The sequence below is a fragment of the Arthrobacter sp. Cza30 genome (assembly GCF_059090765.1).
The window spans coordinates 754,619-771,297 of the sequence record NZ_JBNHGA010000002.1 but is presented as its reverse complement, the minus strand read 5'-3'; the positions used below and the strand labels follow the sequence as shown (position 1 = coordinate 771,297).

Below are 16,679 nucleotides of genomic sequence, written 5' to 3'. Positions count from 1 at the left end.
GGCGGGGTATTACTGGTTGGGCAACCTCACCGGCATGAGCAGGTACCGGTAGTCTTCCTTGTCGTCGCCCTCGAGGTCGTCCTGGGCGGATATGACCGCAGGCTTCGGCGGCGTGGTGAAGGAAAACCGGACGTACTTGCTGTCAAAGGCGCTCAAGCCTTCGGACAGGTAGTGCGGGTTGAAGGCGACGGTGATTTCGTCGCCGGAGAGCGACGCTTCGATCGCCTCGGACGCCTGGGCGTCTTCGCCGGTTCCCGCGTCCAAGGTCAGGAGACCGTCGGTGAAGGCGAGCCGGACCGGGGTGTTGCGCTCGGCCACGAGCGACACGCGGCGGACGGCTTCGATCAGTGTGGTCGTTTCGACTGTCGCATGGATCGGGGTGTTGTCCGGGAACAGTGAGCGGATCTTGGGGTAGTCGCCGTCCACCAGCAGCGAGGTGGTGCGGCGTCCGCCGCTTTCGAAACCGATCAGTTCGCTGTTGTCCGAAAGCGCGATGTTCAGGTCGCCGGAGCCGCCCAACGTTTTGGCTACTTCGCTCAGAGTCTTGGCTTTGACCAGCGCGCTCGTGGAAATGCCCGGTGTGGCCGGACGCCAGGACAGCTCCCGGAGGGCCAGGCGGTAGCGGTCGGTGGAGAGCAGAGTGATCAGGTCGTCTTCGATTTCCATCCGGACGCCGGTCAGGATGGGCAGGGTGTCATCGCGGCTGGCCGCGATGATTACCTGGCTCACGGCCTGGGCGAACGCCTCTCCATCGACGACCCCGCTGACTTCCGGCAGCGCAGGGAGTTCCGGATAATCGCCTTCGGGCATGGTGGCGAGGTTGAACCGGCTGTTGCGGCAGGTGAGGGCAACCTTCGAACCGTCGGTTTCGATATCGACAGGTGCCGACGGCAAGCTTCGGCAGATGTCCGCCAAGAGGCGTCCGGAGACCAGGATGGTGCCTTCTTCAGTGACGTCTGCCGGGATCTGGAGACGGGCTGAAATCTCGTAGTCGAAGCTGGCAAGGCTCACCATGCCGCCTTCGGCCCGGATGAGCAGGCCCGACAGAACGGGGACAGGCGGACGTGGTGACAGGGAACGGGCTGTCCATGTCACGGCTTCCGCCAGAACATCCCGATCAACTCTGAACTTCACTGAAGTAAGCCACCTTTCACAACGAACATGCCGGGGAAGACCGCCTGCGTCTGGCCGGGGTGCAGCGAGTGGGACTGCGAACACCAGGTTGAAGCAGATGGCAACGATTCTCTGTGCAAGCTTAGCCGCAGCAACCGTCATTGCGCACCGAGAGTGCGCAGAGGTCCTGATCGGCCGATTCGGCACGATGCGTGGGAACCGGAACAGGGTCAAATGTTATTTGGAAGAACATCAATAAATGGGATTCGTAGTGTTAATAACTGCTGTGGATACTGTGGAAAACCCCGGTACAGCCTGTGCCTGAGCCGAAGTTGGGTGTTCACAAGATGTGCAGGGCGGTCGTGGCAAGCACTGACAGCCTGTGGACGCAGATCCTTGTAATTTCGGGCGTCCACAGGGGGCAGGGTACTTTTCCTCTTAAGGACTCGGGTTGTCCACTTAAGAATCCACAACCTTATCCACACCTGTTAATTTCACCGGTGTAGTACCCGGCAGGGCCGCCGCAGCCGCCGGGGAAGCTAGCTTTCGCGCTGTTGCTGCTTGATGCGGTTGGTCAGCTCCGTGACCTGGTTGTAGATGGCTCGACGCTCGGCCATCAACTCACGGATCTTCCGGTCGGCGTGGATGACGGTCGTGTGGTCGCGGCCGCCGAGTTCCTGGCCGATTTTCGGCAGGGACATGTCGGTCAGTTCGCGGCACAAGTACATGGCAATCTGGCGGGCAGTTACCAGCGTCCTGGTCCGGGACTTGCTGGTCAGCTCCTCCATGCTGAGCTTGAAGTACGCGGCGGTCTGGCCAAGGATCGTGGCCGACGTGATCTCCTGTGCCCCTTCGTCGGTGATCAGGTCTTTCAGGACTATCTCGGCGAGACCCATGTCCACTGCCTGCTGGTTCAGGCTGGCGAACGCGGTGACGCGGATGAGCGCACCCTCGAGCTCGCGGATGTTGGTGGAGATCTTCGAGGCGATGTACTCGAGGACCTCATCGGGGACGGACAGCCCCTCGCTGATGGCCTTCTTGCGCAGAATCGCAATACGGGTCTCCAGCTCCGGCGGCTGGATATCGGTCAGCAGTCCCCACTCGAACCGGGACCGCATGCGTTCCTCGAAGCCGGAGAGCTGTTTCGGCGGCAGGTCGGAAGTGATGACCACTTGCTTGCTGTGGTTGTGGAGGGCGTTGAAGGTATGGAAGAACTCCTCCTGCGTCGCATCCTTGTTGGCCAGGAACTGGATGTCGTCGATCAGCAGGATGTCGACGTTGCGGTACAGCTGCTTGAAGCTGGCGCCCTCATCGTCGCGGATGGAGTTAATGAAGTCATTCGTGAACTCTTCCGAATTCACGTACCGGACGCGGATGCTGTTGTAGAGATGGCGCGCATAGTGCCCGATGGCGTGCAGCAAGTGGGTTTTTCCCAGGCCCGAGTCGCCATAGATGAAAAGCGGGTTGTAGGCCTTGGCCGGCGCTTCGGCCACCGCGACGGCCGCCGCGTGGGCAAAGCGGTTGGAGGAACCGATGACGAAGGTGTCAAAAATGTATTTCGGGTTGAGCCTGCCCAGTTCCGGGGAAGCGGCCTGCGCCGCCGGCTGGGGCAGTGCTTCGCTGCGCACGACGGCCGGGGCCGGGCGGGGCTCCTGTTCAGGTTCCGGTTCCGCCTGCGGAGCCATATCCGTGTCGACGCTGAAAGCGCAGAGAATGTCGTCCTTGAAGACTTCGAACAGGGCGTCGTGCAGAGGGTCTTTGAGCTGTTGCGACTGGAAGACTTCGCGTGTCAGTTCGTTGGGCACGGCCACCAGCAGGGTTGTACCGATCAGGCCTTTGGCCTGCGCCAACACGATGAAGCCTCGCTGCCGGGGGGAGACACGGTCGTCCTGTTCCAGCGTCCGGACCACTTTGCGCCAAGAACTTCCGACGTCATTTATCTGGTCCGTGTCCACGTAGTACCCCTCAGAAATGCTCAGCATGCTTCGGCATTTGCCGACAGCCCGCCCGAAATCCACAGACTTATTCACAGACGGTGGATAAGGGGCTCCTGCCAAGAGTAGAGCATGAATCTGCTGGACGACAGTTGGGATCCAGGCCCCTGTGGACGTCGCTTTAGGGAGGAGCTCCGGCCGCCCAAAGCGGCTTTGGCGTGGAGTTGTCCACAGGGGTTATCCACGGAAACGCCCGGGTGCGGAGAGGGCCGGTTTGACGGTACTCGCCGCCATCGCCTAACGTTGACTAGTCCTTCATGTCTACTTTGTTGTCCTTGTGCGTCCAACGCCCCTGGCAATGGAATAGACCCCATATAGAGCGCCGACCTGTTCTTCCCCCTTGTTGCAATGGGTCCAACCGCATCTGTCGATCGTCTTGGAGTAACCACCGTGAGCAAGCGGACTTTTCAGCCGAATAACCGCCGTCGTGCCAAGAAGCACGGCTTCCGCCTTCGCATGCGCACTCGCGCCGGCCGCGCCATTCTGGCCGCACGCCGCAGCAAGGGCCGCACCGAACTGTCGGCCTAAATAGCCAGTTTGTCGACCCGGCTGTGAGGTTCAGTTCCCGCAGCGGCGTGTTTCGGCGGGCTGGGTAGCACATGCTTCCCAGCCAGCACCGGATGCGCACATCGGCGGACTTCTCAACAACTGTACGTTCCGGCGCCCGCTCAGGGCGCCGGAACTTAGTGTTATATGCGGCGGCAGCAGACCCGGCCCGACCGGCATCTTTTGGCTTTATTGTCTCGAAGGCCGTCGGGAACGCCGTCATGCGCAACCGCGTTAAAAGGAGACTGCGGGAACTGGCAGCAGCCGGCTTAAGGGAGAATGGGTATTCCCGAGGGATCACCGTGGTTGTGCGGGCCCTTCCGGCAGCTGCCGACGCAGACTTCAACGCTTTGGAACTGGATTACCGGAAGGCTCTCAAGGCCGCCCTCGGCAAATTGACCTTAACGCGCACCGCCACGACGGAAGCTGCGCACGGAGAGAAGGGGAGAGCCGAATGAGTGCCCGTGCCGTACCGGTTCCCGCCCATGCCGCCGTGCCCAGGAGGACCATGAGTCCCCTGCAGTATGCGCTGATCGGCGTGCTGCGGGTGTACCGCAAACTCGTTTCGCCCCTGTACGGCCAGGTCTGCCGTTTCTTCCCGTCCTGTTCCGCGTACGCATTGGAAGCAGTGACGGTCCACGGCGCCGCCAAGGGCAGTTGGCTGGCCGCCCGCCGCCTGCTCCGTTGCCACCCATGGAACCCCGGCGGCGTGGATCATGTTCCGGCGTCTGTATCCTTCAACCTGTGGCTGCAGGAGAACCCTTCCAGAATCCCCCGGATCGTGGAGCTTAACCACCCACTTATTCCGGCCGACGATGAAGGCCGCGGCGCGGCCCGAGGAGCAAATCAGTAATGGACTTCTTAAACACCATCCTGACCCCGTTCACGTGGGTCGTCTCCGGGATCCTGTGGGCCTTCCACGCCGGCTTCTCCTGGCTTGGGATGGACCCGGCCAACGGCTGGACGTGGACGTTCTCAATCATCGGGCTGGTGCTGGTGATCCGCGCAGCCCTCATTCCGGTCTTCGTCAAGCAGATCAAGGCCCAGCGGGGGATGCAGGCACTGCAGCCCGACCTCCGGAAGCTGCAGCAGAAGTACAAGGGAAAGACCGACCAGCTGTCGCGTCAGGCCATGACGCAGGAGCAGATGGCGCTGTACAAGAAGCACGGCACCAACCCGTTCTCGGCCTGCCTGCCGATGCTGGTGCAGATGCCGTTCTTCTTCGCGTTGTTCAGCGTGCTGAACAACGCATCGCGCGCCAGCGAGAACGGCGAGGGCATTGGCGCCCTGTCGCCCGAACTCATCCGTCAGTTCGACGACTCGTCCATTTTCGGTGCGCCGCTTTCCGCATCCCTCCTGCACGGCGGCGGGGGCGAGCAGCAGGTCGCCGTGGTCATCCTGTCGATCATCATGATCTTGGCGATGACTGCCTCGCAGTTCATCACGCAGAAGCAGATCATGGCGAAGAACATGTCCGCCGAAGCAATGCAATCCCCGTTCATGAAGCAGCAGCAGATGATGCTCTACATCCTGCCTCTCGTGTTCGGCATCGGCGGCATCAACTTCCCCATCGGTGTGCTGATCTACTGGACAACCACCAACGTGTGGACCATGGCACAGCAGTTCTTCGTGATCCGGCGCATGCCCACTCCGGGTTCGCAGGCTGCCCGCGAACTGGCAGAACGCCGTGCCAAGAAGGGCCTGCCGATGGTACCGCTGCTGGGCGAGCGGAAGACCGAGGCGCCGGCGGCCGATTCCCCGGCAGAGGTGAAAGGCCAGCGCCAGCAGCCACAGCGGAAGAACAGGAAGAAAAAATGAGCAGCGAAAGCGTATCCGAAGTGACTGAAGAACTTCCCGACGAAGCGGCCGCAGCGGACGAACAGCAGGAGGAAGCTGTTTCGAATTCTGCCAAGCGTCTGGAAGAAGAAGGAGACGTAGCTGCGGACTACCTTGAGGAGCTGCTCGACATCGCCGATATCGATGGGGACATCGACATCGAGGTCCGCAACGGCCGCACCTACATCTCGATCGTCTCCGAAGAGGAAGACAACGACGCGCTCAAGGCGCTCGTGGGACCGGATGGCGAAGTCCTCGAAGCCTTGCAGGAGCTGGCCCGGTTGTCGGTTCTCACGACGACCGGCAACCGTTCCCGCCTGGTCTTGGACATCACTGGCTACCGCGAAGGCCGCAGCGAAGAACTGCAGAAGATCGCTGAAGACGCCGTCGCCGAAGCCAAGGAGACGGGCCGCGATGTAGCGCTCGAGCCGATGAGCGCGTACGAGCGCAAGATCGTCCATGACGCGGTTGCCGAGCTAGGCATGATCAGTGAATCCGAGGGCGAAGGATCCAACCGCCACATCGTGGTGTCGGTAGAGTCCTGATCATGTCCGGCGGATTGGTCTGATAGGCAGAGGTATGTCGGTAGTTGAAATGACTGTGGCGGAGTCCAAAGCTGCCCACATGGTTTTCGGTGAACGTCTGGGCCTGGCGGAGCGCTACGTTGCGCATCTGGCCACTTCAGGGATCGAACGGGGTTTGCTGGGCCCCCGGGAAGTCCCGAGATTGTGGAACCGGCACGTCCTCAACTGCGCCGTCGTCGCCAACCTGATAGGGCGTGACGCCGCGGTCGCGGATGTCGGAAGCGGGGCCGGCCTGCCTGGACTGACGTTCGCGTTGGCGCGACCGGACTTGCGTTTGACCCTGATCGAGCCGTTGGAACGAAGGGTTGTCTGGCTCAACGAGGTCATTGAGGATCTCGCGCTCGACAACGTCACGGTGCTGCGGACGCGGGCAGAGCTGGCGGGGGACGACGTCACAGCTGACGTCGTGACGTCTCGAGCGGTGTCGGCACTCGACAAGCTCGCCCGCCTCTCAATTCCACTGTTGCATGGCACGGGCGAAATGCTGGCAATCAAGGGCCGCAGCGCAGCTGACGAGGTCCAGAAGGCCGAAAAGGTCATTAGGAAGCTCGGCGGCCGAGAAACAGAGGTCTTGACCGTCGGGGATGATCTCTTGGAAGAGCCGACGACGGTAGTCCGCATCCGTGTTGATGCGTGACCTATTCCCCCACACACCCATGCAACGCCCCGGGAATCCGGCCGCGCAACGATAGGCTAGGAGAGGCCGGTGGCGGACAGTGAAAGCGGGCGGAATCCAAGTGGCGATCAACAACACGGTGTCGGGTTTCACCGGGACCGAAGCCGAAGGCTCGTCGCGACACGGAGTGCCTGAACAACCGAATACGGTTGCGCTTATCCCCCATAGCGGTCCTGTTTCACGTGAAACTTCCCCTGGGAACGAGGCTGAGATAGCCAACTCCGACATGAAGATAGAGGCTACGGTTTCAAACGTTATGGATTCGATTGACGAAAGCACACCGCTCGCCCAGGAATTGGCGAGCGAAAACCGCAGGCGTGAGAGGCTGAAGGCCAAAGAGCTTCCCAGGCCCGCCCACACCAGGGTGTTGACAGTCAGCAACCAAAAGGGCGGGGTCGGCAAAACCACGACAACGGTCAATATCGCTGCTGCCCTTGCTACGGCCGGCCTGAACGTCCTGGTCATCGATATCGACCCGCAGGGCAATGCGTCAACGGCGCTCGGGGTCGAGCACCACGCTGACGTCGACAGCATCTACGACGTGCTGATCAACGATATGCCGCTCGGGGACGTGATTGCTCAATGCCCCGATATAGCCCATCTCATCGTCGCACCCGCCACGATTCACCTGGCCGGAGCCGAGATTGAATTGGTCTCGTTGGTGGCCCGTGAACAGCGCCTGCGCCGGGCCATCGAGGTTTACGCGCAGGAACGTGAGACGGCAGGGCTGCCCCGGCTGGATTATGTCTTTATCGACTGCCCGCCCAGCCTGGGACTGCTGACAGTTAACGCTTTCGTCGCCGCCCAAGAGGTACTGATTCCCATCCAGTGCGAGTACTACGCTTTGGAGGGGCTGAGCCAGCTCCTGAAGAACATCGAGATGATCCAGAAGCACCTCAACGCTGGATTGGTTGTTTCTACGATCTTGCTGACCATGTACGACGGACGAACAAACCTCGCAGCTCAGGTGGCAGCCGAAGTGCGGGAGCATTTCCCGAACGAAGTCTTGAGTGCGGTCGTACCGCGCTCAGTTCGCATCTCGGAGGCTCCGAGTTACCAGCAGACGGTGATCACCTATGATCCGTCGTCCAGCGGGGCCCTTTCTTATCAGGAGGCCGCAGCCGAAATCGCCGAGCGCGGCAAGTAGCTGTGAAGCCGTACTGCAACGGTAGAATTACGCCTTAAGCGAGCATTTGCATGCTAGCTCGGCGCATGACGGAAGAGGGTCCAGATGAGTGAAAAACGTCGCGGCTTGGGAAGAGGCTTGGGCGCATTGATACCCAGTGCTCCGGCCCCAGAGGAGACCGAGTCAACCGAGGGGCAGGAAGCCTCCGTCAAACGTCGGACTCAGCGACCCGTAGACGTTTTCTTTCCCGCTTCCAGTCGGAGGGAAGAAGGGGACACCGCCGTCCTCACGACGACTGACTCCGAGACCGTAACCGGATCGAGTGCCGCGCAGGTAGCCGAAGTGTTGCGGGCCCCGCGCAAGCTTGCGACCACTGGCAGCAAGAAGCCGGCGGCTAAGAAATCTGTGAAGGACGATTCTTCCCGGGCCGATGGCAATGGTGCTGCCGGCGAAACGCACCCTTCCGCTAAGGTGGCGGCAGATCCCGTCGGCAGGGACGGCGCCGGAGCTCCCTCGGCTCCTACAGAAGTATCTGTTCCACGTGAAACGACGGGCGCCGACCTGGTCGAGGTCCCCGGGGCCACCTTTGCCGAAGTCCTCGTTACCGCGATCCAGCCGAACCGCAAACAGCCTCGCACGGTCTTCGACGAGGAAGACATGGCGGAGCTGGTGCATTCGATCCGTGAGATCGGCGTCCTCCAGCCGATCGTTGTGCGTCCTTCCGATGACGGTGGCGCACAGTACGAGTTGGTGATGGGCGAACGCCGCTGGCGGGCCACCAAGGCTGCTGGCCTGGAAACGATTCCGGCGATCATCAGGTCCACCTCCGACGATGACCTGTTACGGGACGCCCTGCTTGAGAACCTGCACCGCAGCCAGCTGAATCCGCTGGAAGAGGCTGCGGCCTATCAGCAGTTGCTTGATGATTTCGGTTGCACGCATGATGAGCTTGCGGATCGGATCGGTCGGTCAAGGCCACAGGTGTCCAACACTTTGCGGTTGATGAAGCTCCCTCCGCTGGTGCAGCGGCGGGTTGCTGCCGGCGTGTTGAGCGCTGGTCATGCGCGCGCCCTCCTGGGACTCACTGATTTTGGAGAAATGGAGAAGCTGGCGCAAAAGATTGTCGCCGAGGGCCTTTCCGTTCGGGCGACCGAGGAGATCGTTTCCCTGAGCGACGGCGTGCGACGGCCCAAACGGGAAAGCAAGCCCCGTGAGGGAGCTCGGCACGAACGGCTAGATTATCTGGCTAGTTCCCTGTCGGACCGCCTGGACACCAGCGTTAAGATCACCCTGGGAGCCAAGAAGGGCCGCGTCAGCATCGAGTTTGCCAGCGTCGATGACCTGAACCGCATCATGGACGTTCTGAACCCGGCGACGCCCTAGCCTTCGTTCCACGTGAAACATGGGCTCCGTTCCGCAAGGACGGAGCCCATTGCTTTGGTGAGATCCAAGGGCATCTGGAAACCGACCGCCAGGCGTCTAGCTAAGGCAAGCACGAGGGAATGGCCGCGCTTAGCCGTGGCGGACCAATCCTGCCAGGAGGCTTGAACTAGGCCGGACCGGCTTCTTGCAGCGGCACTAGTGACGTGGAAGTTAGTGGGAAGGGCAGGGGAGCGCCTAGTCCGCTTTCCCACCTAGGGGCTGGGATCGTCGCTTAAGTGCAATTGTTCCCGGCTGCGACGCTCGTCGTGACGCAGTGCCGGACGCCGGCGCCGTCTCGGGTGTTCCCGGCGGAGGCCTTTCTCGGTGGTTCCATGACCGGAGCCGTGTCATTGGGCTGATTCGATGCAAGGTGTTTCACGTGAAACTGAGGCGCGACGTGGAGCCACGATACCTGGGCTCTTCCGGGCTTCGGGGGGTGAAGATTCACCAGGACGCACAACTTTGCTGCACATGATCATGTGCCTCTGTCCCACAGGGTGTCTCGGATGGCTGGATCCCTCATCTCTAAACCCGTAAGGGCGCCAAATTTCTGCACACACAGCTCCTTGGTTGCAGGTAAGACAGGGACCTCGCAGAGCCTATGGGCACGTATTGATCCGACGCTGGGAGATGTGCACTCAGGACACGCGGCTGGTAGTTCTGTAATGTAGCGGCAAGGCCGCTTCCGAGCAGGATGGCCGTCACTGGGTGGCCTCTATCGCTCGCTTCAAAGGATGACGTTCGTATCGGACCGTCCCCGGCAGCAAAATAGCGTGCGGCGGACCGATGTGTTTCACGTGAAACTCGAGACCCGGGCGCAAGTGCATGACCTGAGTGCCCCCAGTTCCGGCCTCGCATGAACCGGGTGGCTGGGCCCTCTGGCCGTTACTACTGCCAATAGTGCGTGCCGCTTGAGGCCTAGGGTCCTTTGTTTCGCTGGCCAGCCCTGTGAGGAAACGCGCGCAGGGCTGGCGGTGTTCCTAGTGCGAAGACGATACCCTCCAGGACACGCACGTATGAAATGCAGGCAGTGGGCAGCGGCCTGCACTTCATGGGTCTGACCTTTCGGGCCAGACTTTGCGGGGGACCATCGCGCAGTGGGGGGACAGGGAGCCGCTACTCCTGAACGTGCTGCGGTAGGCGAGGCCCACCGGTTCTCTCAAGCGCCGGAGCGACGAAGCGAAGTGTTTCACGTGAAACTTGCACAGTAGTTCTACTCTTCTGGACGATGCGTAGCTGCCTACACCGGCCACGCCCGTCACTGCGGACCGCCTTCGTGGCGGTAGCGCATCGCTGCAAGCCGAGGAGCGCCGTCCCACAAGTAGGGGAGGGTCGGCACGCCATCTCTATCGCTGACCGGACGGGACCCAGGCGCTGCGTTAATCCGACAACAGGAGTGGTTATGGGATCTATCTTTGCTCGCTCCCAGAGCTGGCTTGCGCGTTTTACGTGAATCTGGGGGCTCGTAGAGCAAGAGCGCCAAGTGGAGCATCAAGGGCACGTAGTCCTCGTCTGCGCTTAGGAGACCGGTCGAGTGCCTGCTCCTGCTGGGGAGGCCGATTCGTGCGCACGGCGACAGGATCCACATGTTTGGCGGGCCTTGGGTGTTTGCGGGCTATGTGTTGGGCGAGGCAAGGATCCACAGCTAGCTTCGACTCATACCCCGGACGTTAGCCGCAGGCAACACCAGTGGACAGGCGCAACGCCCACCGACTGATCCTGCCGGAAGCCTCCGCATGGAGCTCCCCTTTCTTGTTGGGGAGAGCTCTGTGTTTGCGACGCATAAACAGTGGCCAGCTGCCGCGGCAGCATTCGTCCGAGTTGCGGCTGGCACGTGGCATTGCATGCTGTGGGGCTTCTGGTCCAAGGAGTGAGCCCGTATGTTTCACGTGGAACGACCCAAACTGGCTTTAGACGTCCAAACCCGACTCCCGAGGCCACAACGTGCCGGTGCCGATCGGATGAGACGTGGGGTTCCACGTGAAACACTCAGGACTCCCGGCGCCTCAACAGCCGCCGGACCCGATCGGGCTCAGGATGGGGCCGGCCCACCAGGCGCTGATATGGAGGACAGTCGTGTCGCGACGGAAGCTCCGTTGACCGACGGTGCTGAACAGCAGGTTGGCAGCGGCGGACCGGCAGAAACCGAGAGATCGAGCGAGCACCCCCCTTGGGGATGAAGGGATCGATCTCTACGTGTGCTGCCAAAAGCGTTGCCGTCGCGTTAGACCGGAGTGGCGATCCCGCTGCTCAAATACGCGTGCGGAGGCCCCCAGCTAGGAATCCTCGCAGCGGCACCGCTTGGCTGGCCGACGCACTCTCTTACAGCGCGGCTTTCGTGCTGACGCGAACGATATGGTTTACGCGGATTCTTTCCCAGATTCATTCTCGGGTGCCTTAGTCCCTCTCCATGTCACAAGAGATGATCCGCCGGTCCGCTGAAAGTCGGGCCGCGGTGCCGCTTCTTGACGCACTTAGATATAAACAACAGCCCAGGCCGTTGACCAGGCACGTAGTCGCGACCCCGGCATCCACCGAGACCCGGACCGTGAAAGCGGGCGTGCCATTTAGTGCAAGTGCGACAGTGATCTAGACACGAAATCGGCCCTTGGATGCCGAGGTTTCACGTGGAACCATGCGGGTCCCGAGCCCCCGCTTGGTTTCGTCGTTGTCTCTTGACCTGAAGGACAGGCCGGACAAGAGGCGGTCGGCTTGGACCTGGGGAAATGTCCGACGGTTCTTGTTACTCGCAAAGCTGTGGCCGGGAGGGGTCGACCCCGGTCACAGGGTTTCCACCTGCCCGGCTATCAGGAGCGACGCGCCAAGAAAAGACGGAGGAGCAACGACGACTCTGACGCGCTCACGCGGACCGTCCATTTCTAGCTACACCGAAACCAACAGTGTCAGGCGCGGGTCGGGCAGTTGATGAGCAGGTTACTCTCGTTGGTTCGTTGCTGGGCCGGCTACGGTCATGCCTTTGGATCGTCCCAGACCGCGCGAAATGCGGGTGCTGATTCGGCGGCGTGGCTCGCGGGGGAGGGGGGTTTCACGTGAAACGACCGACAAGGAAAAAGATGCCCAGCCGGTTCCACGTAAAACGCAGGTGTTCAATGTAGACCGCCGGCGCTCCACGTGAAACAGGGGAGCGACGCTAACGGGCGTCAGGTTCCTGGGTTGAAGCGGAGGACGTCGTCGAGCGCCAATGTGCCTGTCGGCTCGTCGTCCTCTTCCAGCAGATACAGCCTCTGAATGGCGATGACAATGGAGTCGGCCAAGACCTGCCGGTAAATAGGATCAGCGAGGCGACGCGAGTCAAACGGGCTGCTCAAATAACCAAGATCCAGTTGCACCGAGGGGGTGCTGGGCAGCCGCAGGATATCCCAGCTTCGACCGTGAATACCCAGGTTGGTAGACCCGGTGCGGGCCACAATCTCCTTCAGGATAAGTTCGCCGGCGCGGTGCCCAATGGGAGAACGGACTTCACCTGACTCAGGACGTCCCCAAAAGAACGCGCTGACGCCGTTGGCTGCCTCTTGCGGCAACCAGTCACAGTGGAGGGCAACGCTCAAGCTCGGAGAGAATTTCTTGATAAGCGAAGTGCGGTCCAAACCACCGCCTTCGGTTTCCTTGTCAACGATTTCCACGCTGGCACCGAGTTCGGTCAGGATCTTCTTCACTCGGCTGGCGACGTCTCCGGCGACGAGCTTCTCGGTCAGGCGGCTGCCGGAGGCAACGTCGGAGCTGTCTGCCCAGTGCGCATCGCCGGCGCCGGGGGCGAGGGCGATAGTCCGGCCGCGCAGTGCCGCAGAGGCTTGGTTGAGCCGTTCGTAATCCCGGAGCGAGAACGCCTGGCTCGGACTGATCGTCCTATTAATGCGTTCCATCGAGGCAGCCAGTTGTTGATCCGCGACGCCGGAAGGTTCGAGCCCCAGATTTAACTGCAGCTCGCGGACCGCGTGGTAGGTCCGTTCGCCATACTCGCCATCGATGTGACCGTAGTAGAAGCCGAGGAACGACAACTGGCGCTGCAGCTCGGTGACATCATCGCCACGAAGAGGCGACGCGTCCAGCGTGAATATCAGCGGACGATCCCCGAGCTTGAACTGCGCCTCCGCCAGGGCGCGCTCGGTTTCCTGACCGACCACGCCGTCGACCATCAGTCCCCGGTGCTGCTGGAAGGTGCGTACGGCCGCATCCACATGGTCGTCAAAGACCGTGGGGTTGTTTACTTGATCCGGCGCCAAATAGGCCATGGAAACGCCAGCGCGTAGTAGCCCTTCACGAAGGGCTACTACGCGTCGACTAATGTCTGAACGGCGCAGGCTCTGGTCTGCAGCGTCGTCTTCCATCTGGCTAGTTAAGGAATTCTGCGAATTCCTGCTCAATGACCTGCTTCGGCTTGGCGCCGATGGATGTCGCGGCCACCGCGCCGTCCTTGAAGACATAGACGGCTGGAATTGAAGTGATACCGTACTGGGCTGCGGTGGCGGGATTGTCGTCCACGTTGAGCTTGACGACCTCTACCTTGTCGGAATGCTCAGCAGCAATGTCATCGAGAATCGGCGAGAGCATGCGGCACGGACCGCACCACTCCGCCCAGAAATCGACGATCACGGGTTTGGCGGACTGCAGGACATCCGCGTCGAAAGTAGCGTCAGTGACATCTTTTGCGTTGCTCATGCTTTTCTCCTTTTACAACCGATTCAGACTGTTGCGGGCTCGGCGACGTCGGCCAGGGTGTCTGCCCGCTCAGCGAGATAGTGTTCCACATCGATGGCGGCCGCACAGCCGCTGCCCGCGGCGGTGATGGCCTGGCGGTAGGTGGGGTCAATAACGTCGCCGGCAGCGAAGACGCCCGGCAGGGAGGTGCGGGACGACCGGCCCTCGACGGCGATCGTGCCCTCGGGCGTCAGTTCCAGCTGGTCCTTGACCAGGGACACCCGGGGATCGTTGCCGATGGCGACGAACACGCCCGTTACGGGCAGCACCGACTCGGAGCCGTCGACCGTGTTCTTGAGCTTCAGCGCGGTGACCTTCGTGTCGCCTTCAAGCCCGACGACTTCCGAGTTCCACACGAACTTGATCTTCTCGTGGGCCAGGGCGCGGTCCTGCATGATCTTCGAGGCACGCAGGGTATCCCGCCGGTGAACCACCGTGACAGACTCCGCGAACTTGGTCAGGAAGAGGGCTTCTTCCATCGCCGAGTCGCCGCCGCCGATGACGGCGATGTTCTGGCCCTTGAAGAAGAAACCGTCACAGGTTGCGCACCAGCTGACGCCGTGGCCGGCCAGGCGCTTTTCGTCCGGCAGTCCGAGCTCCCGGTAGGCGGAACCGGTGGAGATGATCACGGACCGGGCCAGGAAGGTTTCGCCCGAGCCGATGGTGACCTTCTTGACCGGACCTTCCAGTTCAAGGCTTGTGACGTCTTCAAACAGGATCTCGGTGCCGAAGCGTTCGGCCTGCTTCTGGAAGTTCTCCATCAGCTCGGGACCCAGGATGCCGTCAGGGAACCCGGGGTAGTTTTCCACGTCGGTGGTGTTCATCAGCTCGCCGCCTGCCTCTACGGAGCTGGCGATGAGCAGTGGGTTGAGATTGGCGCGCGCGGTGTAAACAGCTGCCGTGTAGCCGGCCGGACCGGACCCAACGATGATGACGTCGCGGACGGACGGTGTGGTATCTGTGCTCACTGCCTGCGAACCTCTTCCTCTGATGTTGATGTAACCCTAAGGCCGGCCACCCCGAAGGGGCGGTTAGCCCGGCACTTGTCTCAACGGCGGGTGCCCCCGGCTTATTCCGGCGAGCTTGTTGCGCAGCCGCCCCCTGGACGGGCTAAGAGACTTCGATCTCGGCCATGCGGATGCCGAACGGCATGCCGCCCATGGGGTTGGACAGCCTCGGCAACTGCGTGAAGTTGATCAGGACGTACTGCGCTTTGGGCGCGGCGCCATCCTGTTCAGGGACCGGAATAGTGGTCTTCTGTGCCGTAAAGCTTCCCTGCGCGACCTGGTCGGCACCGTCCAACGTGGGTTCATCGTTCAGGAGCACGGAGAAGTTTCCTCCGGTGCCGCTCAGTTGGGTCAACACCACCGAGCTGATGCTTGAGGACTCTTCCAGCTCGACAACCAGCGCCATGTTTCCGGCGTAGCCGCCGAACTGGTCCGACGCGTACTGGTAACTGGCCCAGTAAGTGGCGGGGTTGCCGTCGATGGCTTCGGGCAGTTTGCCGTCGTTCTCCACGTCGAGTTCCGGCAAGTCCGGGACCTGGCGGGTGAGGCCGGCGATGACCGGCTCGACGACTTCATCGGCCGGAGCCGACGTTTCTTCTGCCGCGCCCGTCTCTGCCGGTTCGGCGGCCGCGGTTTCGTTTCCGCCCTGCGAGCCGTCGGCGACCGGGCCGCCGCGGAACAGATTCAGCTGGCTCACGGCCACCACGATCGCGATCACCAGCAAGACGGCGAGCAACCCGCCCACCAGCAACCTGGAAGACCTCGGGCTGTTGCGCTCTTCGTCGTCGTATTCGTCGTACTCGTAGTCATCGACCGCGGGTTCGCTGCTGGTGCGGGCGGCGGACGGGAACATGCCGGCCGACCGCACACCCGGCTTGTCGTCGTCGTCGCCGGGCCACAAGCTGACTTTGGGCTTGCCTGCCGGAGCCGGAGTCGGAGCGGCAGCCGGCCGGTTGGCCGCCGGAGCCTGCCGCGACACCGGCGCCGTGGCCGGGCTCGCGACCTGTGGGGCCGGGGGAGCGGAGGGCGGCGGCGGCACGACCGCCCCGGCAGATGCTGCGGCGGCCGCAGCTCCCGCAGCGGACCCGGCGCCTCGGGCCGGGGCCTCAGGACGGGCGCCGAACCGGGGCTTGGACGTCCCGTCGCCGCCGTTCCGGCCCAATTTGGGCAGGTCGAGCTTGTTCAGCCTCTCGCGCAGGCTCTGGCGAGGCTCCTCGTCGTAGTCCTCATACTCGTATTCGTCCTCATACGGCTCCGGCTCCGTGGAACGGGCCTGGCCGAAGATCTCCGAACCGAGTGTGTCGGTGAAGAAGGGCTCTACATACGGCCCGTCCTGCTGAATGACCAGGTCCAGGAGGTCGGCCGCCTGGGCCTCGTTGGTCACCAGGTAGGTGAATCCGTCGGCATTGCCGAGGTCCAGCACCTGGACGTTGCCCGCCCGCTCGCCGGTGGCTATCTCACGGGCGCTCATGGCGACCTGGCTGGCATTCTCCGGCGCTGCCACCAGGATGCTGACCGGCCGGTTGAGCACCTGGTCAATGCCGTCCAGGACCAGATCGTTCTCGGCGGACGCAAGCACTTGGGCAGTGACCTTGTAGCGGCCACCAAGCAGCATGCCCACATCAACTGGCTGCGGCACTAGTTCCTCCCGGCGAA

14 protein-coding genes are annotated in these 16,679 nt (G+C 62.1%); 8 read left to right on the top strand and 6 right to left on the bottom strand.

Annotated elements, in window-relative coordinates; translation table 11 throughout:
• Positions 1–9: 9 nt before the first annotated feature.
• Positions 10–1,134, bottom strand: a complete 1,125-nt coding sequence (dnaN, locus tag AC5RVZ_RS08855) for a DNA polymerase III subunit beta (RefSeq protein WP_494001329.1) — start codon at positions 1,132–1,134, stop codon at positions 10–12.
• Between the two features lie 518 nt (positions 1,135–1,652).
• The gene (dnaA, locus tag AC5RVZ_RS08850; protein WP_494065519.1) at positions 1,653–3,095 is read right to left on the bottom strand and encodes a chromosomal replication initiator protein DnaA; all 1,443 of its coding nucleotides are present in this window, start codon (positions 3,093–3,095) and stop codon (positions 1,653–1,655) included.
• A 402-nt stretch (positions 3,096–3,497) separates the two neighbouring features.
• On the opposite strand from dnaA, the gene rpmH reads away from it, so the two are divergent.
• The 8 genes from rpmH (at position 3,498) to AC5RVZ_RS08810 (ending at position 9,258) form a co-directional block, all read left to right on the top strand.
• Positions 3,498–3,635, top strand: a complete 138-nt coding sequence (gene rpmH, locus AC5RVZ_RS08845) for a 50S ribosomal protein L34 (RefSeq protein WP_127513203.1) — start codon at positions 3,498–3,500, stop codon at positions 3,633–3,635.
• 71 nt (positions 3,636–3,706) lie between these two features.
• Positions 3,707–4,111, top strand: a complete 405-nt coding sequence (rnpA, locus tag AC5RVZ_RS08840; protein ID WP_494001199.1) for a ribonuclease P protein component — start codon at positions 3,707–3,709, stop codon at positions 4,109–4,111.
• A gap of 50 nt (positions 4,112–4,161) precedes the next feature.
• Complete coding sequence (yidD, locus tag AC5RVZ_RS08835) at positions 4,162–4,506, top strand: membrane protein insertion efficiency factor YidD (protein ID WP_494065369.1); 345 nt, start codon at positions 4,162–4,164, stop codon at positions 4,504–4,506.
• The gene (gene yidC / locus AC5RVZ_RS08830; RefSeq protein ID WP_494001197.1) at positions 4,506–5,471 is read left to right on the top strand and encodes a membrane protein insertase YidC; all 966 of its coding nucleotides are present in this window, start codon (positions 4,506–4,508) and stop codon (positions 5,469–5,471) included. The genes yidD and yidC overlap by 1 nt, the downstream gene beginning before the upstream one ends.
• Positions 5,468–6,034, top strand: a complete 567-nt coding sequence (locus AC5RVZ_RS08825; RefSeq protein ID WP_494065368.1) for a Jag family protein — start codon at positions 5,468–5,470, stop codon at positions 6,032–6,034. Before yidC ends, AC5RVZ_RS08825 begins: the two co-directional genes overlap by 4 nt.
• A 34-nt stretch (positions 6,035–6,068) precedes the next feature.
• Positions 6,069–6,710: a 16S rRNA (guanine(527)-N(7))-methyltransferase RsmG gene (rsmG, locus tag AC5RVZ_RS08820; protein WP_494065367.1), complete on the top strand. Its 642-nt coding sequence runs from the start codon at positions 6,069–6,071 to the stop codon at positions 6,708–6,710.
• A gap of 250 nt (positions 6,711–6,960) precedes the next feature.
• Positions 6,961–7,896 carry a ParA family protein gene (locus AC5RVZ_RS08815; protein ID WP_494065518.1) on the top strand — a complete coding sequence of 312 codons (936 nt, stop codon included), beginning with the start codon at positions 6,961–6,963 and terminating at the stop codon, positions 7,894–7,896.
• 84 nt (positions 7,897–7,980) lie between these two features.
• Complete coding sequence (locus tag AC5RVZ_RS08810; protein WP_494065366.1) at positions 7,981–9,258, top strand: ParB/RepB/Spo0J family partition protein; 1,278 nt, start codon at positions 7,981–7,983, stop codon at positions 9,256–9,258.
• Between the two features lie 3,200 nt (positions 9,259–12,458).
• Here AC5RVZ_RS08810 and AC5RVZ_RS08805 read toward each other — a convergent pair.
• From AC5RVZ_RS08805 to AC5RVZ_RS08790, 4 genes are all read right to left on the bottom strand, one after another.
• Positions 12,459–13,646 carry an N-acetylmuramoyl-L-alanine amidase gene (locus tag AC5RVZ_RS08805; protein ID WP_494065365.1) on the bottom strand — a complete coding sequence of 396 codons (1,188 nt, stop codon included), beginning with the start codon at positions 13,644–13,646 and terminating at the stop codon, positions 12,459–12,461.
• Positions 13,647–13,650: 4 nt separating this feature from the next.
• The gene (gene trxA, locus AC5RVZ_RS08800; protein WP_493978232.1) at positions 13,651–13,977 is read right to left on the bottom strand and encodes a thioredoxin; all 327 of its coding nucleotides are present in this window, start codon (positions 13,975–13,977) and stop codon (positions 13,651–13,653) included.
• 23 nt (positions 13,978–14,000) lie between these two features.
• Positions 14,001–14,984 (bottom strand): thioredoxin-disulfide reductase, encoded by a 984-nt coding sequence (gene trxB / locus AC5RVZ_RS08795; protein WP_494065364.1) that lies wholly within the window; start codon positions 14,982–14,984, stop codon positions 14,001–14,003.
• A gap of 142 nt (positions 14,985–15,126) precedes the next feature.
• Positions 15,127–16,662: an ABC transporter substrate-binding protein gene (locus tag AC5RVZ_RS08790; protein ID WP_494065363.1), complete on the bottom strand. Its 1,536-nt coding sequence runs from the start codon at positions 16,660–16,662 to the stop codon at positions 15,127–15,129.
• Positions 16,663–16,679 lie beyond the last annotated feature (17 nt).

Bases quoted from the DNA above. Each gene is read 5' to 3' on its own strand.
- AC5RVZ_RS08810 (WP_494065366.1), top strand. From the start codon at position 7,981: ATGAGTGAAAAACGTCGCGGCTTGGGAAGAGGCTTGGGCGCATTGATA.
- rnpA (WP_494001199.1), top strand. From the start codon at position 3,707: ATGCTTCCCAGCCAGCACCGGATGCGCACATCGGCGGACTTCTCAACA.
- AC5RVZ_RS08825 (WP_494065368.1), top strand. From the start codon at position 5,468: ATGAGCAGCGAAAGCGTATCCGAAGTGACTGAAGAACTTCCCGACGAA.
- AC5RVZ_RS08805 (WP_494065365.1), bottom strand. From the start codon at position 13,646: ATGGAAGACGACGCTGCAGACCAGAGCCTGCGCCGTTCAGACATTAGT.
- dnaA (WP_494065519.1), bottom strand. From the start codon at position 3,095: ATGCTGAGCATTTCTGAGGGGTACTACGTGGACACGGACCAGATAAAT.
- trxA (WP_493978232.1), bottom strand. From the start codon at position 13,977: ATGAGCAACGCAAAAGATGTCACTGACGCTACTTTCGACGCGGATGTC.
- yidC (WP_494001197.1), top strand. From the start codon at position 4,506: ATGGACTTCTTAAACACCATCCTGACCCCGTTCACGTGGGTCGTCTCC.
- yidD (WP_494065369.1), top strand. From the start codon at position 4,162: ATGAGTCCCCTGCAGTATGCGCTGATCGGCGTGCTGCGGGTGTACCGC.
- rsmG (WP_494065367.1), top strand. From the start codon at position 6,069: ATGTCGGTAGTTGAAATGACTGTGGCGGAGTCCAAAGCTGCCCACATG.